The 20420-nt window shown below is 36.8% G+C and carries 25 protein-coding genes; 1 reads left to right on the top strand and 24 read right to left on the bottom strand.

What is annotated here, in order from left to right:
* Nucleotides 1-13 precede the first annotated feature (13 nt).
* The 11 genes from IGJ50_RS03615 to IGJ50_RS03565 all read right to left on the bottom strand — a co-directional run bounded on the left by IGJ50_RS03615 (nucleotide 14) and on the right by IGJ50_RS03565 (nucleotide 9283).
* Nucleotides 14-1333, bottom strand: a complete 1320-nt coding sequence (locus tag IGJ50_RS03615) for an ABC transporter substrate-binding protein (RefSeq protein ID WP_242551036.1) — start codon at nucleotides 1331-1333, stop codon at nucleotides 14-16.
* Between the two features lie 197 nt (nucleotides 1334-1530).
* The gene (locus tag IGJ50_RS03610; RefSeq protein ID WP_069640104.1) at nucleotides 1531-2523 is read right to left on the bottom strand and encodes a LacI family DNA-binding transcriptional regulator; all 993 of its coding nucleotides are present in this window, start codon (nucleotides 2521-2523) and stop codon (nucleotides 1531-1533) included.
* Nucleotides 2524-2708: 185 nt separating this feature from the next.
* On the bottom strand, nucleotides 2709-3425 hold the full coding sequence (locus tag IGJ50_RS03605) for a YebC/PmpR family DNA-binding transcriptional regulator (protein ID WP_069640103.1): 717 nt from the start codon (nucleotides 3423-3425) through the stop codon (nucleotides 2709-2711).
* A 94-nt stretch (nucleotides 3426-3519) separates the two neighbouring features.
* Nucleotides 3520-4689 (bottom strand): nucleotidyltransferase, encoded by a 1170-nt coding sequence (locus IGJ50_RS03600; protein ID WP_429948933.1) that lies wholly within the window; start codon nucleotides 4687-4689, stop codon nucleotides 3520-3522.
* Nucleotides 4690-4803: 114 nt separating this feature from the next.
* Complete coding sequence (locus IGJ50_RS03595; RefSeq protein ID WP_069640101.1) at nucleotides 4804-5541, bottom strand: class I SAM-dependent DNA methyltransferase; 738 nt, start codon at nucleotides 5539-5541, stop codon at nucleotides 4804-4806.
* A 1-nt stretch (nucleotide 5542) separates the two neighbouring features.
* Nucleotides 5543-5881, bottom strand: a complete 339-nt coding sequence (gene rsfS, locus IGJ50_RS03590; protein ID WP_069640100.1) for a ribosome silencing factor — start codon at nucleotides 5879-5881, stop codon at nucleotides 5543-5545.
* Between the two features lie 172 nt (nucleotides 5882-6053).
* Complete coding sequence (gene yqeK / locus IGJ50_RS03585) at nucleotides 6054-6647, bottom strand: bis(5'-nucleosyl)-tetraphosphatase (symmetrical) YqeK (RefSeq protein WP_429948931.1); 594 nt, start codon at nucleotides 6645-6647, stop codon at nucleotides 6054-6056.
* Nucleotides 6637-7281: a nicotinate-nucleotide adenylyltransferase gene (locus IGJ50_RS03580; RefSeq protein ID WP_207121214.1), complete on the bottom strand. Its 645-nt coding sequence runs from the start codon at nucleotides 7279-7281 to the stop codon at nucleotides 6637-6639. The genes yqeK and IGJ50_RS03580 overlap by 11 nt, the downstream gene beginning before the upstream one ends.
* A gap of 18 nt (nucleotides 7282-7299) precedes the next feature.
* Entirely contained in the window at nucleotides 7300-7611 is a 312-nt protein-coding gene (gene yhbY / locus IGJ50_RS03575; protein ID WP_069640097.1) for a ribosome assembly RNA-binding protein YhbY, read from the bottom strand.
* Nucleotides 7612-7643: 32 nt separating this feature from the next.
* Nucleotides 7644-8759 (bottom strand): ribosome biogenesis GTPase YqeH, encoded by a 1116-nt coding sequence (gene yqeH / locus IGJ50_RS03570; RefSeq protein ID WP_069640096.1) that lies wholly within the window; start codon nucleotides 8757-8759, stop codon nucleotides 7644-7646.
* Nucleotides 8756-9283, bottom strand: a complete 528-nt coding sequence (locus tag IGJ50_RS03565) for a YqeG family HAD IIIA-type phosphatase (protein WP_207121215.1) — start codon at nucleotides 9281-9283, stop codon at nucleotides 8756-8758. Before IGJ50_RS03565 ends, yqeH begins: the two co-directional genes overlap by 4 nt.
* A gap of 222 nt (nucleotides 9284-9505) precedes the next feature.
* On the opposite strand from IGJ50_RS03565, the gene IGJ50_RS03560 reads away from it, so the two are divergent.
* Nucleotides 9506-9898, top strand: coding sequence for a VOC family protein (locus IGJ50_RS03560; RefSeq protein ID WP_429948928.1), 393 nt, complete (start codon nucleotides 9506-9508; stop codon nucleotides 9896-9898).
* A gap of 44 nt (nucleotides 9899-9942) precedes the next feature.
* Here the strand turns inward: IGJ50_RS03560 and IGJ50_RS03555 are convergent, their stop codons facing one another.
* From IGJ50_RS03555 to IGJ50_RS03495, 13 genes are all read right to left on the bottom strand, one after another.
* Nucleotides 9943-10728 (bottom strand): acetyl-CoA carboxylase carboxyl transferase subunit alpha, encoded by a 786-nt coding sequence (locus IGJ50_RS03555; RefSeq protein ID WP_242551037.1) that lies wholly within the window; start codon nucleotides 10726-10728, stop codon nucleotides 9943-9945.
* 2 nt (nucleotides 10729-10730) lie between these two features.
* On the bottom strand, nucleotides 10731-11597 hold the full coding sequence (gene accD / locus IGJ50_RS03550; RefSeq protein ID WP_207121217.1) for an acetyl-CoA carboxylase, carboxyltransferase subunit beta: 867 nt from the start codon (nucleotides 11595-11597) through the stop codon (nucleotides 10731-10733).
* Between the two features lie 14 nt (nucleotides 11598-11611).
* Nucleotides 11612-12982 (bottom strand): acetyl-CoA carboxylase biotin carboxylase subunit, encoded by a 1371-nt coding sequence (locus tag IGJ50_RS03545; protein ID WP_429948926.1) that lies wholly within the window; start codon nucleotides 12980-12982, stop codon nucleotides 11612-11614.
* Nucleotides 12983-12989: 7 nt separating this feature from the next.
* Nucleotides 12990-13409, bottom strand: coding sequence for a 3-hydroxyacyl-ACP dehydratase FabZ (gene fabZ / locus IGJ50_RS03540; RefSeq protein ID WP_010760451.1), 420 nt, complete (start codon nucleotides 13407-13409; stop codon nucleotides 12990-12992).
* 2 nt (nucleotides 13410-13411) lie between these two features.
* A complete protein-coding gene (gene accB / locus IGJ50_RS03535) occupies nucleotides 13412-13903 on the bottom strand; it encodes an acetyl-CoA carboxylase biotin carboxyl carrier protein (RefSeq protein WP_069640090.1) in 492 nt (163 codons plus the stop codon).
* A 1-nt stretch (nucleotide 13904) separates the two neighbouring features.
* Nucleotides 13905-15140 (bottom strand): beta-ketoacyl-ACP synthase II, encoded by a 1236-nt coding sequence (gene fabF, locus IGJ50_RS03530; RefSeq protein WP_069640089.1) that lies wholly within the window; start codon nucleotides 15138-15140, stop codon nucleotides 13905-13907.
* 26 nt (nucleotides 15141-15166) lie between these two features.
* Complete coding sequence (fabG, locus tag IGJ50_RS03525) at nucleotides 15167-15904, bottom strand: 3-oxoacyl-[acyl-carrier-protein] reductase (RefSeq protein ID WP_069640088.1); 738 nt, start codon at nucleotides 15902-15904, stop codon at nucleotides 15167-15169.
* A gap of 3 nt (nucleotides 15905-15907) precedes the next feature.
* Complete coding sequence (gene fabD / locus IGJ50_RS03520; RefSeq protein WP_429948923.1) at nucleotides 15908-16837, bottom strand: ACP S-malonyltransferase; 930 nt, start codon at nucleotides 16835-16837, stop codon at nucleotides 15908-15910.
* A gap of 24 nt (nucleotides 16838-16861) precedes the next feature.
* Nucleotides 16862-17821 carry an enoyl-[acyl-carrier-protein] reductase FabK gene (gene fabK / locus IGJ50_RS03515; protein ID WP_069640086.1) on the bottom strand — a complete coding sequence of 320 codons (960 nt, stop codon included), beginning with the start codon at nucleotides 17819-17821 and terminating at the stop codon, nucleotides 16862-16864.
* A 182-nt stretch (nucleotides 17822-18003) separates the two neighbouring features.
* Nucleotides 18004-18231, bottom strand: coding sequence for an acyl carrier protein (locus IGJ50_RS03510; protein WP_025873142.1), 228 nt, complete (start codon nucleotides 18229-18231; stop codon nucleotides 18004-18006).
* Nucleotides 18232-18281: 50 nt separating this feature from the next.
* A complete protein-coding gene (locus IGJ50_RS03505; RefSeq protein ID WP_069640085.1) occupies nucleotides 18282-19241 on the bottom strand; it encodes a beta-ketoacyl-ACP synthase III in 960 nt (319 codons plus the stop codon).
* A 14-nt stretch (nucleotides 19242-19255) separates the two neighbouring features.
* Nucleotides 19256-19696 (bottom strand): fatty acid biosynthesis transcriptional regulator FabT, encoded by a 441-nt coding sequence (gene fabT / locus IGJ50_RS03500; RefSeq protein ID WP_069640084.1) that lies wholly within the window; start codon nucleotides 19694-19696, stop codon nucleotides 19256-19258.
* 423 nt (nucleotides 19697-20119) lie between these two features.
* Nucleotides 20120-20350 carry a YkuJ family protein gene (locus tag IGJ50_RS03495; protein WP_010773374.1) on the bottom strand — a complete coding sequence of 77 codons (231 nt, stop codon included), beginning with the start codon at nucleotides 20348-20350 and terminating at the stop codon, nucleotides 20120-20122.
* Nucleotides 20351-20420 lie beyond the last annotated feature (70 nt).

Here is a 20420-nt window from a genome sequence, read left to right as displayed (position 1 = left end):
TTCTCCTCCTTTATCACTTCAACATCCTGTCGATAACTTGCTGCATTTCTTCTGCGTGAACATCTACGATTTTTTGTACATCAGGATTTTCTTTGTAATAGCTCGCATCTTGAATTGATTGTTGAAACGCACGGGAAACTTGAGGATACGCTACTACAACAGGACGCGCATGACCTGATTTTTGGTTTTGTTCCATTAGAAAGCGCATTTCCTCAGACACATCGTTTTTGATCAATTCGATCGTTGACTTTCTAATAGGTAAAACGCTATTGCCTAAACTCATGATTTTACTTGATTCTGTATTTGTTACATACTTAATAAATGTAGCTGATGCTTCTTTTTCTTTTGTTTTAGAGGACATCGCTACTTGCCAACTACCTGTTGGTGAAACTAATTTTTTTGTTTTATTAGATACAGGATATGGTAAAATACCGTATTCAAGTTCTTTATAATTTTCATTTAAATCAGCAATCGTCCATGATCCGCTTAAAAGCATCGGATATTTTCCAGTTTCAAAGCCTTTTTCAATAGGCGTATTAGTAGTGTACCCTTTTTTTACTAAGTCCTGAATAAATTGAAGTGCTTCTGCACTTTTTGGATCATTAAAATAACCTAAAGCTTCTGTCCCAGATTGATTTACAACTTCTCCTCCGTTTGACCAAATAAACGGCGTGTAGGCATAAGTCAGCATTTCATCTTTAGAAGCTAACTGAATATTTATCGCTGGTAACTCATATTCATCCACTAATTTTTGACAAACTTCTTTAAACTCGTTCCATGTCCAAGGTTTATCTAACGTTGGTAGTTCGTCCTCTTTGATGCCCGCCTTTTTAAATAGTTGCTTGTTGTAATAAATCCCTACACTTGATTCAGAAAAACCAAATGCATAGAATTTCTCATTGTAAGTTCCTTGTTGAACGATACTATCAAGCACATCATCCATATTTGCATCATCTAAGTATTCATCTAACGGTTCAATTACATCTGCATTTGCATAGGCAGCAGTATTTGGACCATCTAGAGTTAGAACGTCAGGCAAACTATTCGTTGTGATCGCAGCATTCACTTTATCTTCATAACCACCACCGCTGCCGCTTCTTGGAATGTATTCAGTGATTGCCTTATATTTCCCTTGATACTCTTTATTAAAGTTATCCACAATTGTCTGCCAAGCCTTTCCTTCAGGAGTTTCGTCTGAAAACTGAACCCAAATTTTTATGTCCCCAGTATTTTTTATTCCATCTTTCGATTTTTTTGAAACGTTTCCACAACCAGAAAAAATAAAGAAAACCACAATGATCACAAGCATGAACTTGCAAAAATACTTCTTCATTAACATCTCTCCCTTTAATTTGAAACGTTTCCATTTTATTGAAAAAAATATAATGGAAACGTTTTATTAATTGATAAAAAAAGAATAGCATTGAAATCGCTTTCTGTCAACTGGATTTCAAATAAAAAAAATAGTGTTTAGAATAGCACGAAAAACGCCTATTCTAAACACCTCAAACCATTTTATCATCAAACAATTCACGTTATAGCATCTTTATCATTTTCAATCGTCGTATAATTAGAAACAAAAGTCACAGGTAAAATAATTCTTTTAGGAACCTCTACTCCTTTTATTTTATTCAAAATAGCATCTACTGCTGTAACAGCCATCAATGGAACAGATTGAGCGATCGTTGAAAGTGCATACTTTCTTTCCTGTGCCATTCTCACTCCATCAAATCCGATTAACTGAAAATCCTTAGGTGCTGTTTTGCCGATTGTCTCTAGCGTTTCTAAAACATTTAATCCCATAAAATCATTCACTGTAAAAATACCGTCAATCGTATCATTTTTTTTGATAAACTGTAAAATTTGCTCACGTAAATCTGTGATTGGTTCTGGCATATCTAGGATTTTATACGTTATCTTTTTGTCTCTACAATATGCTAAAAAACCTTCTCGCCGATTAACAGTTTCATTGGGAAATGGTGAAAAACCGCCTATATATGCTACTGTTTTACATCCTCGCTTGACTAATTCTTTTGCAGCTAGCCTTCCACCAGCAAAATTATCTGAGGTAACATAAGTCACATCTTCTGAAAAATGTCGATCAATACTAACAAACGGCAAATTAGACGATACGTATTTATCTACATCTGAATAAGTAATCCCAATAATTCCATCAACCTTATTTTGCTTGACCATTTGGATATATTCATATTCTTTTTCTGGATCACCATCTGCATTACACAAATAAAGTTTATATCCTTTTTTGCTGAGTTCCTCTTCAATATAATAGGCAAGCTCTGAAAAAAAAGGATGCCAAATCGTTGGAAGAATTAAGGCTAAAGTATTACTCCGATTGGTTTTTAAAGCCCTTGCATATTCATCAGGTTCATAAGATAATTCATTGATGGCAGCTTCAACTTTTTTTCTGGTAATTTCTTTGACTTTTACTCCATTAATGACTCTAGATACAGTTCCAACGCCCACCCCAGCTAATGCGGCAACATCTTTCATCGTTGCTTTCATCTTATCCCAGCTTTCTTAATAATGATCTGATTTGAATTGTAACATATAATTTTGAAAATAGGGAAACGATTCCAAAAAAACTTCTTAAGCTAATTTCTTAAAATAATTTTTATAAAAAATAAGCTATAACTCTTTCGTAATCTCAAAATTAGATTACAAACAAGTTATAGCTCAAGCTTATCGAACTAATCTAACTCTACGTTATGATAAACTTTTTGAACATCATCTAGATCTTCTAAAACATCAATCATATGTTCAAATTTTTCTAAATCTTCTCCAGCTAATTCAACGTCATTTTGAGCAATCATTTCTAATTCAGAAACGGAAAAGTCTTCAATACCTTTTTCTTTTAAGGCCTCTTGGACTGTATGGAAATCTTCTGGTTCTGTATAGACAATAATTTGACCTTCTTCTTCTGTAACATCACGTACATCAATGTCTTTTTCCATCAAGTACTCAAGAATTTCATCAGCATCCTCACCTGCAAATCCAATCACACCTGTATGATCGAACATGTATGCTACAGCTCCGCTGACACCCATATTTCCACCATTTTTACCAAAAGCAGCACGTACATCTGATGCTGTTCGGTTTACGTTATTTGTCAAAGCATCAACAATGACCATTGAGCCGTTAGGTCCAAATCCTTCATAACGTAATTCAGAGTATTGTTCATCGCCTGAACCTTTGGCTTTTTCAATTGCTCGGTCAATGATATGTTTTGGTACATTATATGTTTTTGCGCGTTCGATCACAAACCGTAATTTCTGATTTGCTTGAGGGTCAGGATCACCCGATTTCGCTGCTACGTAAATTTCAATTCCGAATTTTGCATAAACTCGGCTGTTATTTGCGTCTTTGGCAGCTTTTTTCTCTTTAATATTTGCCCACTTACGACCCATATTCTCACTTCGCTTTCATTCATTATTATTTTTTGTTTATAGCGCCTTTCTTATTATACTTGCCAAATCAACTTTTGTTAAGTGTTTTTTATTTTTAACGGATACGAATCGGAAATCGACCAAAATTCTGTTCTAAAATACTGGGATGTCCTAACTGATAGAGTTGATTACTGCGAATATCTATCGCTAATTGGGTCTTCAAACTTTTCGATACTTTTGTAATCATAGGCAATGTTAGCTGTTTTTTTTCTTCTCGCAAAAAGCGTTGGCCTTGCTCTGTGAAACCCAAAACTTGTATGTGAGTGTGATTCCAAGAGTTTGTTATTTCTTGTTGTTTAACGTTATTCAAAACATACGTCGCCAATCTTTGAAGACGTGTCCAAGTATATCGTTTTGTTTTTGCTTGCTCCATAAATGTTTGGAAAGAATCCGAATTTTTAGCTGCTTCTTGTAAACGATATTCGATTCCTTCTTTCATTTGGTAAATCTCTTGTAAATCCGAAGTTGAACTGCTGATTAATTTATATTTTAATAGTGGCCAATAATTCTCCCAAGAAATGGTCGGTAAAGTGGCCAAATCGATTACTACTTTTTCTGGCAGTACTTTTGTGATTTGAGCTAATTCATCTGAGAAAACAGCTTTCCTAATTGCAGTAGCACTGGCAAAATCTTGATAAATATTTGTATCATGGTAACCCGCTTGCTCTCGTTTTAAAGGATATAACTTCATTGGCTTTTCATAATTTGCATTCTCTTTAGCATAGCTTAACCCTAATATATGATTAGGTGAAGAAAAGTCTAATCCACTACTTGGGTAAAGCCTGCGGAAAACTTCTGTCATTTGCTGAGGATAACTCATACCGTTATTTTTGATTGTTTGGTACAGTTGATTGATCTCAATCTGATTATTTTTCACAAAATTTCCAAATAATTCATAATCCATCTCTGATTGATTATCAGTACCAAAGCATAAAGCTTCACAATTTAGAGCATGAAGTAATTTGATGCCACCTGCAGCAAAATAATCAGCAGATTGTACAGCATAAGCGAAAGGTAATTCAATCACTAAATCGACCCCATTAGTCAACGCTTCATTTGCTCGTGTCCATTTATCGATAATGGCTGGCTCTCCACGTTGTAAGAAGTTCCCACTCATTACTGCAATCACAACATCTGCTCCGCTCATTTCTCGCGCCATTTTTGCATGGTACTGATGCCCATTGTGAAATGGATTGTATTCAACAATAATGCCGCAGCTTTTCATCTTTTTTCTCCTTCATCTAGATTATTTCTATTTGAATTCCATCATACCATTTTTATTTTGGTACGGAAACAAAATAAAAATGAGTGGCCAGTTTTGCGTCACTCATTTCCATAACTATTTTTTACAAACAAAAAACCAACGTTTACTTTCTTTGTTTGGTATCTCATCTGTGAAATCAGCATAGGTTTCCACATCCATAAAACCAGCACTTTCCAGCATCATCAAATAGTTTTCCATTGTATAGGTACGCTCTTGATGCAGTTCATCTTGTCGAATAAACACTTCGTCATTTCCATGCTCTTTAACGAAAAATGTTAAAAAGTGTTCGATACTATGCTCTTTTTCTCCAGGATAGCTATCCCATAAAAAGGCAAATTCTTCCGTTTGATAATGGTAGCTATATTCTGGAAATACCTTATCTACTTGATAAATTGAATGGACATCAAAGATAAAGACCCCTTCATCCTCTAAGGCTTGATATACATCATCAAATACTTGTTGAACTTCCTGACGATTGGCCATATAACAAAGGGAGTCAGAAAAACAAGTAATCGCATGATACTGACCCATTTCAGACAAATCCATCATATTCCCTTGCACAAACTGAACATGAACTTCTTCTTCTGCCGCTCTTTTACTGGCCATCATCAACATTTCTTCTGATAGATCTAAAGCTGTGACAGTAAAGCCTGCTTTGGCAAAATTAACAGCTAAAGCACCTGTGCCACAAGCCATCTCTAAAACATCTTTTTTCTCTTCTGGTAAATGACGTTTAGAAAATTCTAACCACTGATCGTAGAGGCTGTCATCCATTACTTCGTCATATACAAAAGCAAATGTTTCGTATGCCATATTACTCGACCCAAGCGTGTAGATCGACCATAGGCGCATCTGACCACAGTTTTTCTAAGTTATAAAAACCACGTTCTGCTGATTGGAATACATGGATGATGACATCACCTAAATCGATCAAGACCCATTTACCGCCATCTTTTCCTTCAATTCGTTTTACTTCTACATCTGCTTCTTCTTCTTTTTCGATAATTTCTTCCACAATGGCATTGATTTGGCGTTCACTTGCTGCTTGGCAAATCATAAAGTAATCTGCTAAAAGTGAAATTTCATGCACATCTAAAGCGACAATTTCCTCTGCTCTTTTTGAATCAGCTGCTTTTACAGCGATTTCTAAAATCTGTTGACTATCTATGATGGTTTCCTCCTAATTTTTAAAACATAGCTGACTCAGTCAGCTTTTCCCTTGATCCAGCATCTTGAGCTAGCACCTCGGAAAAAAGATGAATTCTGCTTGTGACATGGACCATCACGATCAGTATTCCCTATTTTTCTGTCGGTGCTAATTAAGCTCAGTCAACTTTTCCTACTACCCAATAATTGTATGTCTCAATTGTTTTTGGATAAATTCTTTGTTCTTGTTCAATAAGGTGTTGTAATGTATGCTTTGTTTCATATGCGACAGCTTCGTCCAAATCAATCAAAGCAATTTCACGGGCTTCTTTTACTCCTGGGAATTTGCGGCCTGGTTCGATATAATCAGCAACATAAATGATTTTATCCAGCAAACTCATGGCAGCCGCTCCTGTCGTATGGAGACGAATTGCTTCTAAAATTTCTTCATCTTCAATTCCAAGCTCTCTTTGAACCATACTAGCACCAATCAGTCCATGCCAAATTGCATTTCCATAAGCCAATAACTGTTGATCATAGCCATCGCGTTTGATGATCAACTCAAACTCTTCATCCGGTCGTTCTTTAGCATAATCATGAGTCAGCGCTGCAATACTCGCCTTTTCCTTGGAGGCTCCATATTTAGCTGCTAAAGCAACAGCCATTTCTTCCACACCTAGAACATGTTGAAATCGACGTTCACTCATATGCATTTGAACTTCCTGCATCAATTCTTCACGCTTATACGTAGTATATTTTCCACTAAAGTCCATCTACATACAGCTCCTTTTCTTCTATGTAGTGTATCACACTATCAGGGAGTAAGTAACGTGTAGAACAACCATTTTGGATTTTTTCTCGAATCAGTGTTGAACTGATATCCATTTGTGGAACATCGACCCAGATGATTGGATAAGGGGTAATGGTCCCATAATGTGGCCGACGGATACCCACAAAATTGACCAGAGTTACTAATTCATCGATTTTATACCACTTTGGTAAATATTCTACCATGTCTCCACCAATGATAAAATAGTAATCTGTATCCGGATTATTTTGTGTTAAAGCTTTCATCGTATCATACGTATAGCTCTTTCCTTTACGAAATAATTCGATCGGCTCAACAGCTAAATTTTTATTATCAGCAATCGCAAGTTCTAACATTGTTAATCGGTGTTTACTATCGATCGTTTTTTTTTCATCTATATGAGGCGGTAAATAAGTAGGCATCAAATAGACTTTGTCAAGACCAAGTTGCTGTTGCACTTGGTCGGCCATTACTAGATGAGCCAAATGAACCGGATTAAAATTCCCACCTAAAATCCCTACCTGTTTACGCTTTTGAAAAAGCTCTGCTTCTTCAACAACTACTTCTGCTTTTAATGCTGCATTCGTATTTGTCCCCATTTTTCTTACCTCCAAAATTTAAATTGCTTTAACTTCTTTAGAGATTTTTTGATATTTTTCTTTTGATGATGGTTTGAATAACACTAATACCCGACCGATAATTTGAACGATATCGCAATGAATATCAGCTTCTAAAGCTTTTGCAACTTCTTCTGCTATCTCATCGGTATTTTGGAGTAATGTGACTTTGATCAATTCACGTTTTTCTAACGCTTCATTGATCTGAACCACCATCGCAGCGTTTAAGCCACCTTTACCGATCTGAAAAATCGGTTGTAAATGATGCGCCTGACTGCGCAGATAACGCTTTTGTTTTCCTCTTAAATCCACTAATTTTTCCTTCTCTCTGTTCTCACTTGTGGTTAAATCAACGCTTTTCTTCTTAAAACATCGACGCCTTTTGGTGCCCAACCAGCAACGACGCAAGGCTCTGTGATCGTGATCCAGCCTAGTCCAGCAAAAACAATATCTGTTTTTTCCTTGATAGAAAATTCAAAACGAACCAACTCTGGAAAGTCTGCGACTTCATCAAGACGTGGCGGTTGCAATAAACTACCAACATGCTTTTCATAAAAGGCATCCGCTGTAGCTAGTTTAGTCCGATGAATGGTTAAATCATTTGAAACATAAGCTATAAATGAGCTTCGCTCTCCTTGAATGACGTCAAAACGAGCTAATCCACCTAAAAACAACGTTTGCTCTGGGTTTAGTTGATAAACTTTTGGTTTGATTTCTTTTTGTGGCGCAATGATCTTTAAATCTTTTTTACCAAGATAATGTGCCATTTGATGGCGGTGAATGATCCCTGGGGTATCAATCAAGAAATGTCCGTCATCTAAAGGAATTTCAATTTTATCTAATGTTGTCCCAGGAAATTGTGATGTTGTGATTACGTCTTTTACTCCTGCTGTCTGTTTGATGATTTGATTGATCAATGTTGATTTCCCTACATTAGTCACACCGACAATATAGACATCCTTCCCCTCACGATATTTTTCGATCGTTTCAAGTAAATGTTCCATTTCCTGCGGCTTTTTGGCACTTGTCAACAAGACATCTAAAGGACGCAGCCCTTCTTCATAGGCACGTTCTCGCATCCACTGGATCATTTTCGGTCTTTTTAATGATTTAGGTAGAATATCAACCTTGTTACCTACCATTAAGACAGGGTTATCTCCAATGAAACGATGAAGCCCTGGAATCAACGAACCATTAAAATCAAAAATATCAATGACATTCACGATCAAGGCATCCTTTTTCCCTAGTTCATTTAATAAGCGTAAAAAATCATCATCTGTCAATTGAACATCTTGGATGTCATTATAATGTCTTAAACGAAAACAGCGTTGGCAATAAACTTCCCCTGTCTCCATTCCTTTTTCAAACGCAGCCTTTGGTGTAAAGCCTAATTCATTTGGATGTTCTGTTTGAATGGCTGCACCGCAACCGATACAGTGAATTACTTCACTCTCACTCATTCTAGTCCGCCTTTCCATATCATATCTGGATGTTTCTTCCCTAAATGTTTCATGATCTTTCGTTCAAAAAATCGATTGATTTTCGTATTCCAGCCATCAGTATCCACAATTGGGCGTACTAAAATATTCCTGATTCCAGCCCCATTCGCTCCGCGAATATCTGTCATAATCTGATCTCCAACCATTACTAACTCTTCTGGTTTTAGATTTAGCTTTTTTTCAGCCTCTCTAAATCCTCTTGTTGAGGGTTTTAATGCTCTGGACACATATTCTAAATCAAATTTCTCTACTACACGTTTAATTCGACTAGATTTATTATTCGAAACAACTATAACTGGAATCCCAGCATTTTTCATTTCCAGAATCCAAGTCAATAATTCTTCGGTCCCGTCTGGATTATCCCAGGCAATCAATGTATTGTCTAAATCAGTCAACACAGCTTTGATACCTAATTTTTTTAATTGGCTCGGTGTGATTTTGTAAATCGCATCGACCATCCAAGTTGGTTTAAATTTTGAAAACATAGAAACTCCTCTCATCTCCACGATGATTCTTTTCGTAATGAAAGGAGCACTAAGCTAGTACTCCCCAAGTTGTATTATACTGCATTTCTCTAAAAAATTCTATAAATGCTCGTCATAAGTTTTTAAGAAGCTCAATCATTAGCTTATATCGCAGAAAACTAGACTTTTCACAACTTCTAGTTTATATGATAAACTTTTTTTAAAGATGAAAGAAGATTTCATATGACAATCACCATAAAAAAAATTAATCTATTTGTTCCTGACACAGAACAAGCAATGAGCCTTTATCAAAGAATATTCGATGCAAATGTAATCGAGTTATCAACTGCACAGGAAATAAAATCTGGCTGTTTCAGTATTCGTGAAAGTTTGTTTGCACTAGCAGATGAGCAACCAGATCAGAGCGGAAAATCACCTTTATTATTAAATGGAACTCCTTTTTGTATCCAATTGATTTGTGACAATGCTGAAAAACTTGTGAAAAAAACATTAGATGCAGGCTGCATGTTAGAAATGCTTTTAACTATTGTTCCTAATAAATTCAAGGTAGCAAATATTCAAGATCCTTTCGGTTTTGTTTGGTCTATTTCTGAGATCTATCCTTTAGCTGATTAAATAAAAATATGGAGCTAGCACATTCGGCTGGCTCCATATTTTTATTAATATTTACGAAAGCGCTGATAACGATTCTCTAATAGTTTGTCTATGTCTAGTTGAGAAAGTTCAGTAAATTTACTAATAAGTGCTTTTTGAAGGATTCGATTGATTTTTGCCTGTTCTAATACTTCACCATTCATCTCTTCAGGGATCACACGATCAATGATCGTCAATTCTTTTAATTCCGTTGCTGTGATCTTCATCAATTCAGCTGCTTCTTTAGCTCTACTGCCATCTTTCCATAAAATCGACGCAAAGCCTTCCGGTGACAATACCGCATAAATCGTATGTTCCAGCATCCAAACTTCATCAGCCACAGCCAGTGCTAATGCACCACCACTACCGCCTTCACCAATAATGATTGCGATGATTGGTACCTTAAGATCAGACATTTCCACTAAATTTCTAGCAATTGCTTCACCTTCACCGCGCTCTTCTGCTTCAATCCCGCAATAAGCACCCGCAGTATTGATAAACGTCACTATTGGTCGACCAAATTTTTCTGCTTGTTTCATTAAGCGTAATGCTTTCCGATATCCTTCAGGATGAGGAGCGCCAAAATTACGTTCAATATTCTCAGGTAAATTACGTCCTTTTTGAATACCAACAACAGTTACTGGTTTTTCTTCTAAAGTTGCAATGCCACCCACAACAGCTAGATCATCTCCAAAATAACGATCCCCATGAAATTCCATAAAATCATCAAAAACAGAACTGATATATTCTAAAGTAGTATAACGATCTTGTGCTCTAGCTAAGGTGACAATATCATTGGCTGTTTTTTCCATGTCTATTTCCACCCTTTCATCGTATGAATCTCGACTAATTTGCTGAGTACTTCTCGTAACTGATTTCTAGGAATGATTTTATCAACAAAACCATGATCCAGTAAAAATTCAGCTTTTTGGAAATCATCTGGTAACTCCTGACGAATCGTTTGCTCGATCACTCGACGTCCAGCAAATCCAATCAGACTTTGAGGTTCAGCTAAAATAACATCACCATCCATCGCAAAGCTAGCAGTAACTCCACCAGTTGTTGGATCGGTCAATACGGTAATATAAAGTAATCCTGCATTACTATGACGTTTAAGTGCACCAGAGATTTTTGCCATCTGCATTAGAGAGAAAATCCCTTCCTGCATCCGAGCTCCTCCCGAAGCAGTAAAAATAATTACTGGCAAATGTTGCTCTATTGCTCGCTCAAATAAACGAGTAATTTTCTCACCGACAACCGTTCCCATACTTCCCATAATAAAATTGGCATCCATCACTCCAATAGCGATTTCTTGATTATTAATTTTAGCTTTCCCTGTCAGAACTGCTTCATGTAGTTCAGTTTTTTCCTGCATTATAGCTATTTTATCCAAATAAGCCGGAAAGTCTAAGGGATCTTTAGTCACTAAATCTGTGTCCCATTCTTCAAAACTTTTCTCATCTACCGTTAATGCAAGACGTTCCCAAGCACCAATTCTAAAACTATAACCACAATAAGGACAGACTTTTTCTGCCCCCATATCTTTTGTATATAGCGTACGTTTGCAACAAGGACATTTAGCCCACATATTATCTGGAACTGTCGGTTTTTTTACAGAAGATTGGTCGCCTGTGCGATTTGGATTGATTCGAATGTAGTTTTTCTTTTTAAATAAAGCCATACACCTGCTCCTTTTTAATTATCGCTTTCTGGTTCCCAATTTGGTAAAAATGTTTCTTGTAAAAAGCTCGTATCATACTCACCATCTAGCACATTTTCATGCGTAATCAAATCTAACTGAAATTCTGCATTCGTAATGATTCCATCTGTTACGATCTCATGCAAAGCCCGTTGCATCTTCATTAACGCATCCATCCGATCATTTCCGTGAACAATGACTTTGGCAATCATTGAATCATAATAAGGAGGAATCGTGTAGCCAGAATACATTGCGCTGTCAACCCTTAATCCCATACCTCCACTTGGAAGCAGTAAATTTTTAATTTCCCCTGGAGATGGCGCAAAATTGAAAGCAGGATTTTCAGCATTTATTCGGCATTCAATTGCATGACCTGTGATCGTAACATCCTCTTGTGTATAAGGTAATTCTTCACCCGAAGCCACTTTTAGTTGTGCTTTAACAAGATCAATCCCAGTCACCATTTCTGTAACAGGATGTTCAACTTGGATTCGAGTATTCATTTCCATAAAATAGAACTCACCTGATTGATCCATTAAAAATTCAATTGTTCCAGCGTTCTCATAATGAACAGCCTTAGCTGCACGTACAGCCGTTTCACCTAATAACTGACGCTTTTCAGGAGAAATTGCGATCGATGGCGATTCTTCCAGAACTTTTTGATTATTTCTTTGTAAAGAACAATCACGTTCACCTAAGTGAATCACATGTCCATACTGATCACCTAAAATTTGTACTTCGATATGACGAGCTGGATAAATAATTTTTTCCAAGTACATATCATCATTACCGAAAGCCGCTTTTGCTTCTTGTTGGGCAGAGGTAAAATGTTGAGGTAATTCTTCCTTATTCAATACTTTACGTATTCCTTTACCTCCACCACCTGCTGCTGCTTTCAGCATAACTGGATAACCGATATTTTCAGCAATCGTTAATGCTTCTTCAACAGAGCTAATCACACCTGTACTGCCAGGAATAACTGGAACTCTGGCCTTTTGCATCAATTCACGTGCGTTAATTTTATTACCCATTGCATCGATTGTTGCAGCTTTTGGACCAATAAAGGTAATATTGCATTCTTCACACATTGCTGCAAATTGACTATTTTCTGATAAAAAACCGAAACCAGGATGAATCGCTTCGGCATTGGTTACGATTGCTGCACTTAGAACATTTTGTACATTTAAATATGAATCAGCTGCTTTGGCTGGTCCAATACAAATAGCCTCATCTGCAAGCTGTGTGTGTAACGCTTCTTTATCTGCTTCGGAATATACCGCAACGGTCTGTACACCTAATTCACGACATGCGCGAATGATCCGAACTGCGATTTCTCCTCTATTTGCAATTAAAACTTTTGAAAACATAGCTCACCTATCCAATCATAAAGGTCAATTCTGCTTCCGCTACTTTTTTCCCATTCACAGTCGCAGTTCCTTTGCCGATACCGGCTATTGATTTTACTTTCATAATTTCTACTTCTAACATCAAAGTATCACCAGGAACAACTTTTTGTCTAAATTTAGCTTTGTCGATACCACCAAAATAAGCTGTCTTTCCTTTAAAATCAGGCATAGACAATAGTGCTACCGCACCAGCTTGAGCTAATGCTTCAAGAATCAAAACGCCTGGCATCACAGGTTCTCCTGGGAAATGACCTTGAAAAAAAGGTTCATTAATCGTAACATTTTTCTTGGCAATCACTTTTTCACCCACAACGATTTCTTCCACTGTGTCTAACAATAGAAAAGGATATCGATGCGGAATGATTTCTTTGATCTCTTGAATATTCATACCTACACTCCCTTAGATACACGGAAAAGCGGTTGATTAAATTCAACAACCTCTTCATTTTGTATCAAGATTTCCGTAATCACACCATCTACAGTTGACGTGATTTCATTCATAAGTTTCATTGCTTCAACAATACAAACGACATCACCCTTTTTCACTAAATCGCCAACTTGCTTAAAGTTTGCTTTATCAGGAGCCGGCTTTAAGTACACAACTCCGACAATTGGAGAAATGATTTCTTCGATATTTTCAGGTTTTTGTTCTGCTTTTACAGTCTCATTAACAATTTCTTTTACTGTTTGACTCGTAACTTCTGTTGCTTCTTGGCTCACTGTATTATTGTTCATTGCCTGTTTTGCTTCACCTGAAGAGGGTTTTTGTGTCACTTTATTTTTATTCATGTAAAGACCAAACGAACCTTCTCTAAGGTCAAATTCAGTTAGAGTAGATTGGTCAAATTGCGTCAATAATTCTTTTACTTCATTGATATCCATCTTAATCCTCCCAACGTTTTAAACAAAGTACTGCATTGTGACCACCAAAGCCAAAAGAATTTGTTAATGCATAGTCAAATTCATGTTTTTGACTTTTATTTGTAACAATATCGATTTCGATGGCTTCATCCACTTGCTCGATATTGATTGTTGGTGGAATAAATTGATGTTGCAATGCATTCAGAGTAGCAATGGCTTCAATACCACCGGTTGCTCCTAATGCGTGTCCGGTCATACTTTTCGTACTACTGACACGAACTGTTTTAGAAGCTTCTCCCAAAGCAGTTTGAATTGCTTTGGTTTCTGCAACGTCATTTGATGGTGTACTTGTGCCGTGAGCATTGATGTACCCGACATCAGAAGCTTTGATCGCAGCTTCATCAATTGCTAACCTCATTGCTTTAGCAGCCCCGCTTCCGTCAGGCCTAGGAGACGTCATATGGTAAGCATCACAATTTGAGCCATACCCTACGATTTCACCTAAAATCTTGGCACCTCTGTTTTTAGCATGTTCTAATGATTCAAGAACTAAAATTCCTGCGCCTTCTCCCATCACAAAACCGCTACGGTCTTTGTCAAAAGGAATCGATCCCCTATTCGGATTTTCCTCAGACGTTACAGCAGTTAATGAAGCAAAACCAGCAATCCCTATTTCAGTAATCGAAGCTTCTGTTCCTCCTGCTAGTAAAACATCAGAATAACCATGCTTAATATTTCTAAAGGCTTCACCAATTGAATTATTCGCCGTAGCACAGGCTGTGACGGTTGCGGTACAAGTCCCTCTTGCACCTACGCGTAAAGCGATATTACCTGCCGCCATATTTCCGATTGCCATTGGTATAAATAAAGGTGCTACTCGTTTAGGACCTTTTTCACGCATTCGTGTTACTTGATCTTGAATCGTCTGAAGTCCACCAATACCAGAACCTACCATAACACCGAAACGGTCAACATCAATTTTTTCTGTCTCTAGTTTACTCATTTCCATAGCTTCTAACGCTGCATAGATACCATAAAGGGAAAATAAATCCATTCTCTTGGCATCTTTTTTGGCAAAGTATTTATCAAAAGGAAAATCCTTTACTTCTGCTGCTAATGTAATACCTGTTTCGCTTGCATCAAATTTTGTGATTGGACCAATGCCATTTTTTCCCATTTGCAAACTTTCTAAAAAGGCCGCTGCATCATTTCCAATTGGAGATGCTACACCATAACCTGTAATAACTACGCGATTCATTCAACCGCTCCTTTCAAGTTTGTTCGCTAGCCGTGCATGACTAGACCACCATCTACATTCAAGACTTGTCCTGTAATATACGAACTTTTCGCTATGAAGATAGCTGTATTGGCAACGTCTTCTACTTGCCCAAATGATTGTAATGGAATTTGCTGACTCATTTGTTCTTTTACTTTATCGGATAACACTTCTGTCATTTCAGTTTCGATAAATCCAGGTGCGATAGCATTACAAGTAATTCCTCGTGCTGCAACTTCTCTTGCAACAGATTTTGTTAGACCGATAACTCCAGCTTTACTTGCAGCATAGTTCGCTTGACCGATATTTCCCATCAGCCCGACCACGCTAGACATATTGATGATCCTGCCACTGCGTTGCTTCATCATTTTTTTGATTGCATGTTGCGTCATATTGAATGTTCCGGTTAAATTGATTTGGATACATCGAGTAAAATCTTCTTCTGTCATTCTTAATAATAGCTTATCATTTGTGATCCCTGCATTATTCACTAAGACATCAATCGATCCTAAACCATCAACCACTGCTTGAATCATTTTTCCAGCAGACTCAAAATCGGCAATATTTCCAGAAACACCGATACATTTAACCCCAAAAGATTCTACTTCAGCAATTAAATCAGTGCCAATTTCACTGCGTCCATTCAAAGCAATGTTTGCTCCTTTTTTTGCAAAAGCCAAAGCAACAGCCTTTCCTATTCCACGTGTGCTTCCTGTAACAAACACATTTTTTCCTTTTAGATCCATGTGTTACCTCCTATTTAGAAGAGCTTCAGTTTCAGACAACGTTTTTTCGTCTTCAACACGAGCCGTTTTTATCTCTTTGTCAATCTTCTTGATAAAACCAGTCAATGTTTTCCCCGGTCCAACCTCTATTATTACATCAACGTTCATTTTTTTGATTGTTTCAATGCTCTCAGCAAACCGAACAGCCGACATTACTTGTTTCTCTAACAAATATTTAATTTGTGATTGCTTCATGACTTGAGCTGTGGTATTACTAATTACAGGAATCGTCATTTCTGTAAAATCTACTTTCTCTAACTCAATAGCTAATTTTTCAGATGCAGTTTTTAATAAAGCTGTATGAAAAGGACCACTAACTTTCAATGGAATCATTCGCTTCACACCTGCTTCTGTCAATAATGACACCGCCTTGTCAACTGCAGGAGTTTCTCCTCCAATTACGATTTGCTGTGGAGTATTATAATTTGCAGGTGAAACAATTCCCAACGCGCTGGCTTCTAAGCAACATTCTTCTATTAAAGATCGCTCAGCGTTCATTACAGCCACCATTTTTCCTGTCCCAGAAGGTGCCGCCTCAGTCATAAATTGTCCTCTTTTAGCAACAAGTTGAACAGCTTCTTTGAAGGAAATCGCTCCGCTTGCCACAAGTGCACTATACTCTCCTAAACTAAGACCAGCTACAACATCTGGCTGATATCCTTTAGCTTGTAAAAGTCGATAAAAAGCAATACTAACTGTTAAAATTGCTGGTTGAGTATATATAGTTTCATTTAATTGGTCATTTTCAGTAAAGCAAATCTCTGCCATGTCATAGCCTAAAACATCACTAGCTTCTTGAAATGTTTCTTGAATAATTTTCTCTTGGTCAAACAATTCCTTACCCATACCAATATATTGGGCACCTTGTCCGCTAAATACAAAAGCTGTTTTCATTTCATTACCTCATAAATAAATTTTTTATTTTATCCAGTGACTACATCTAGAAGCCATGATTTCTTTAGTTTCATTCATATAAGATTCAATGATTTCTTTAGCTGTTTCTTCTTTTTTTATAAGTCCGGCAATTTGTCCAGCCATGATTGAGCCATAATCTATATCGCCTTCAACAACTGCTTTACGTAAAGCACCTTGCCCCATCTTTTCAAATTTTTCAAGATCAGGTGTGTCGCTTCTCAATTCTTTTTTCTCTAATTGATCGTACTCTCTAGTCAATTTATTTTTGATTGTCCGGACGGGATGACCGAAATGTTGACAAGTAACCGTTGTATCAACATCTCTTGCTTTGATAATTCTAGCTTTATAATTTTCATGTACAGTACATTCTTTTGCAATTAAAAAACGGGTCCCAACTTGGACGCCATCTGCTCCTAGCATCAATGCTGCAGCCATCCCACGGCCATCACCAACACCGCCAGCCGCGATGACTGGGATCGTTAGTGCATCTACAACTTGAGGTACCATGCTCATCGTCGTTAACTTACCGATATGTCCCCCAGCTTCCATTCCTTCAACCACTACTGCGTCTGCTCCGATCTTTTCCATACGAGCGCCAAGTGCAACAGAAGGAACAACTGGAATTACTTTAATCTTATGTTCTTTAAAACGCGCCATATATTTGCTGGGATTTCCAGCTCCAGTTGTAACAACTGGGACATTTTCTTCACAAACTAAATCTACGATATCTTGTGCAAAGGGTGAAAGCAGCATAATATTGACCCCAAATGGTTTATCAGTAATTTTTTTGATTTTTCTAATTTCAGCTTGCACCACTTCTCTTGGCGCATTGCCGCCTGCGATGATTCCAAGACCACCTGCTTCGGATACAGCTCCAGCTAAAGAAGCATCTGCAATCCAAGCCATTCCCCCTTGAATAATAGGGTATTTAATTCCTAATAACGCACATATCTTCGATTGCATAAATGACATCCTTCAAACTATAGAATAATTAATCAAAAAAGAGCTGGAACAAAACTCTATAAGTTTAGTACCAGCCTTTCGAATTCCAACGAACGGTGTGAAAAAAGCTAGACTCTGTAGCAATTGTTGAGAATCGCACAGAGCCTTGCTCATCCAACTTTTAATTTACCTAATCGCTTTGATTATTCTGCTTTTTGTTTTTCTACATATGTTACTAAATCTTGAACAGTCGTAATACCATCTTCAGACTCGATTTTTATGTCAAAAGCATCTTCGATTTCATTGATGATTTGGAATAAGTCTAAGCTATCCGCGTCCAATTCTTCTTGAATGTTGGTTGTTAATTTTACTTCCTCAGGCTCTTTACCTAATTCTTCTACAATAATTGCTTGAATTTTTTCGAATACCATGTGTATATTCCTCCAATAATTTTCTTTTTTAGTTTATATAGTCACAGTTCTCACAGCGTTAAGAGGATCGAACCCCACGTTAAACCGCCGCCGTAGCCTGTTAACACAATTTTTTGTTTAGAGCCTAGTTGAAGCACTCCGCTTTCTACTGATTCATCCAGTAATAAAGGGATGCTTGCCGCAGAAGTGTTTCCATTATACTCCATATTTGTTAAAAATTTTTCTCTTGGGACTTTTAGTTTTTTCGATATTTTTTCAATGATTCGCTTATTTGCTTGATGCAGTAATAAAAAATCAACGTCTTCTTCTATGATTTCTCGAATATTATTCGTCACATCACTCAAGGAAAAATCATAAATATCTCTACCAGTCATTTGTAGATGTACACTAGTCTCACTACTTCCCGTATAAAAAGGGCTCTTATTTTTTAAGTAACCAGAAGTAAGCGAGTTTGCACGCTGACCATCAGCTTGTAGCTTTTCATTTAGAAAATGTTCTTCAGTACTTGCTTCTAGTAAAACTCCGGCTGCTCCATCACCAAACAAAACAGCTGTACTACGATCATTCCAATCAAGTACTTTAGATAAAGTTTCTCCACCAATGACCATACCTAATTTTTTTCCTGTACGGATCAATTTTTCACCCATGCTCAAAGCATAAACAAAACCACTACAAGCAGCACTGATATCAAAGGCAAAAGCTTGTGTTGCAGAGATGCTACCTTGAACTTGACAAGCGACAGAAGGTGTCCCATAGTCTGGAGTCATCGTTGCTACTAGAATAAAATCTAAATCAGCAGCTGACTTACCAGATTTTTCTAATAATTTATTGGCCACTTCAATGCACAAGTCTGACGTATTTTCGTCAGTAACTATATTTCTCGACTTTATTCCAGTCCGGCTAGATATCCATTCATCTGATGTATCCATCATCGTTGAAAGTTGATGATTTGATACGGGATTTTCAGGAACATATCGGCTCGTACAAGTTATTTTTGCATATTGGTTCATCTTGTTCCTCACTTTTATTTGTATTCCTTTAAGAAGTCGTGAAGATTCTTCAATGCTTTCAATAAAGCTTTTTCTTCTGCTTTATCCATTCCATTTAAAATCCGTCTAACCATTTCTTTATGGAAGTGCTGATGGACACGAAAAAGTAATTTCCCTTTTTTAGTCAAACCTAACTTAACTACCCGACGATCATCTTCACTTCGTATGCGCTCAACATATCCTTTTTTTACTAGATTATTGATTGCTACGGTCAGAGTTCCTACAGTGATCGATAACTCTTTAGCGACTTCAGAAGAAGTTTTCTTCTTATACATTCCGATTGCCTCTATTGTATGCATCTCAGTAATGGACAAGTCGTTGAATTGTGATTTTTTCAATTCAGATTCTTCGATCGTCAAAATATCATTAAAGACACTGACAAGATAATCATTGACTGTTTCTAAATTAGGTTCCATGTGTGTGCACCATCCATATACTTTGATTATCAAATCATTTGATGTTCAAACTATATCGCATATGAAAAAATATTGCAAGTAAAATATTAAATTTTTAATTTTTCTTAATCCATAAATACATTCTCTTACTCTAAAAAAAACAACCTTTCAAAAACACTTAATAGATTGGACTGAATTGGTTATCATCTATTTTAGTTTGACTATCAAAATATTTGCAATTTAAGAAACTCTAAACTCATGAGAATTGGGAACCATTCTTGCCATATTACTGAAATAGTATTGAATATAGTAATCAGACACAATTAAGTTTGATCGAACTCTGGGTGATATAAGAAAAAAATCCTGTGGCGCACAAAATTGTACGCCACAGGATTTTTGATTATTGTCATTAATTTTTGTTAAATACAGACTGAAATTTGCTAATTATTGAATTAAATCATAAATTTCCATCGCAACAATATCAATATTATCAAATTGATAACTTTGTTGAGAATCTGTTTCAGTTAATTCAAACGTTTCAGTTGATTTATCATAGTTTACGATGCATTTTTCTGCACCCTCACGTTCAAAACGACGAACTTGAATTTCGTTATCTGTAGCTTCAGTCATCGCTTCAAGTCGCTTGATAATCGCCACAAGTTGTGAATGTTTCATAAATGGGCCTCCCTTTAAAAACTAGTTCTGTACCATTGTATCAAAACATTGTCGTTCTTGCATGATATTT

This window comes from Enterococcus sp. AZ101, assembly GCF_050499005.1.
In the GTDB taxonomy this organism is placed as follows: Bacteria; Bacillota; Bacilli; order Lactobacillales; family Enterococcaceae; genus Enterococcus_L; species Enterococcus_L ureilyticus.
The sequence above is the reverse complement of the archived record's forward strand: the minus strand, read 5'-3'. Positions and strand labels throughout refer to the sequence as shown.

Excerpts from the sequence above, each read along its gene's own strand:
- IGJ50_RS03560 (WP_429948928.1), top strand. The coding sequence starts at position 9,506 with ATGACAATCACCATAAAAAAAATTAATCTATTTGTTCCTGACACAGAA.
- IGJ50_RS03555 (WP_242551037.1), bottom strand. The coding sequence starts at position 10,728 with ATGGAAAAAACAGCCAATGATATTGTCACCTTAGCTAGAGCACAAGAT.
- yqeH (WP_069640096.1), bottom strand. The coding sequence starts at position 8,759 with ATGAGTGAGAGTGAAGTAATTCACTGTATCGGTTGCGGTGCAGCCATT.
- fabG (WP_069640088.1), bottom strand. The coding sequence starts at position 15,904 with ATGGATCTAAAAGGAAAAAATGTGTTTGTTACAGGAAGCACACGTGGA.
- IGJ50_RS03510 (WP_025873142.1), bottom strand. The coding sequence starts at position 18,231 with ATGGTATTCGAAAAAATTCAAGCAATTATTGTAGAAGAATTAGGTAAA.
- IGJ50_RS03595 (WP_069640101.1), bottom strand. The coding sequence starts at position 5,541 with ATGGCATACGAAACATTTGCTTTTGTATATGACGAAGTAATGGATGAC.
- IGJ50_RS03610 (WP_069640104.1), bottom strand. The coding sequence starts at position 2,523 with ATGAAAGCAACGATGAAAGATGTTGCCGCATTAGCTGGGGTGGGCGTT.
- IGJ50_RS03600 (WP_429948933.1), bottom strand. The coding sequence starts at position 4,689 with ATGAAAAGCTGCGGCATTATTGTTGAATACAATCCATTTCACAATGGG.
- fabD (WP_429948923.1), bottom strand. The coding sequence starts at position 16,837 with ATGAAAACAGCTTTTGTATTTAGCGGACAAGGTGCCCAATATATTGGT.
- IGJ50_RS03565 (WP_207121215.1), bottom strand. The coding sequence starts at position 9,283 with ATGTTTTCAAAATTTAAACCAACTTGGATGGTCGATGCGATTTACAAA.
- IGJ50_RS03545 (WP_429948926.1), bottom strand. The coding sequence starts at position 12,982 with ATGTTTTCAAAAGTTTTAATTGCAAATAGAGGAGAAATCGCAGTTCGG.
- fabK (WP_069640086.1), bottom strand. The coding sequence starts at position 17,821 with ATGCAATCGAAGATATGTGCGTTATTAGGAATTAAATACCCTATTATT.
- IGJ50_RS03605 (WP_069640103.1), bottom strand. The coding sequence starts at position 3,425 with ATGGGTCGTAAGTGGGCAAATATTAAAGAGAAAAAAGCTGCCAAAGAC.
- fabF (WP_069640089.1), bottom strand. The coding sequence starts at position 15,140 with ATGAATCGCGTAGTTATTACAGGTTATGGTGTAGCATCTCCAATTGGA.
- IGJ50_RS03580 (WP_207121214.1), bottom strand. The coding sequence starts at position 7,281 with ATGGGGACAAATACGAATGCAGCATTAAAAGCAGAAGTAGTTGTTGAA.
- yqeK (WP_429948931.1), bottom strand. The coding sequence starts at position 6,647 with ATGGACTTTAGTGGAAAATATACTACGTATAAGCGTGAAGAATTGATG.
- IGJ50_RS03615 (WP_242551036.1), bottom strand. The coding sequence starts at position 1,333 with ATGAAGAAGTATTTTTGCAAGTTCATGCTTGTGATCATTGTGGTTTTC.
- IGJ50_RS03495 (WP_010773374.1), bottom strand. The coding sequence starts at position 20,350 with ATGAAACATTCACAACTTGTGGCGATTATCAAGCGACTTGAAGCGATG.
- fabZ (WP_010760451.1), bottom strand. The coding sequence starts at position 13,409 with ATGAATATTCAAGAGATCAAAGAAATCATTCCGCATCGATATCCTTTT.
- fabT (WP_069640084.1), bottom strand. The coding sequence starts at position 19,696 with ATGGAACCTAATTTAGAAACAGTCAATGATTATCTTGTCAGTGTCTTT.
- IGJ50_RS03505 (WP_069640085.1), bottom strand. The coding sequence starts at position 19,241 with ATGAACCAATATGCAAAAATAACTTGTACGAGCCGATATGTTCCTGAA.
- accD (WP_207121217.1), bottom strand. The coding sequence starts at position 11,597 with ATGGCTTTATTTAAAAAGAAAAACTACATTCGAATCAATCCAAATCGC.
- accB (WP_069640090.1), bottom strand. The coding sequence starts at position 13,903 with ATGGATATCAATGAAGTAAAAGAATTATTGACGCAATTTGACCAATCT.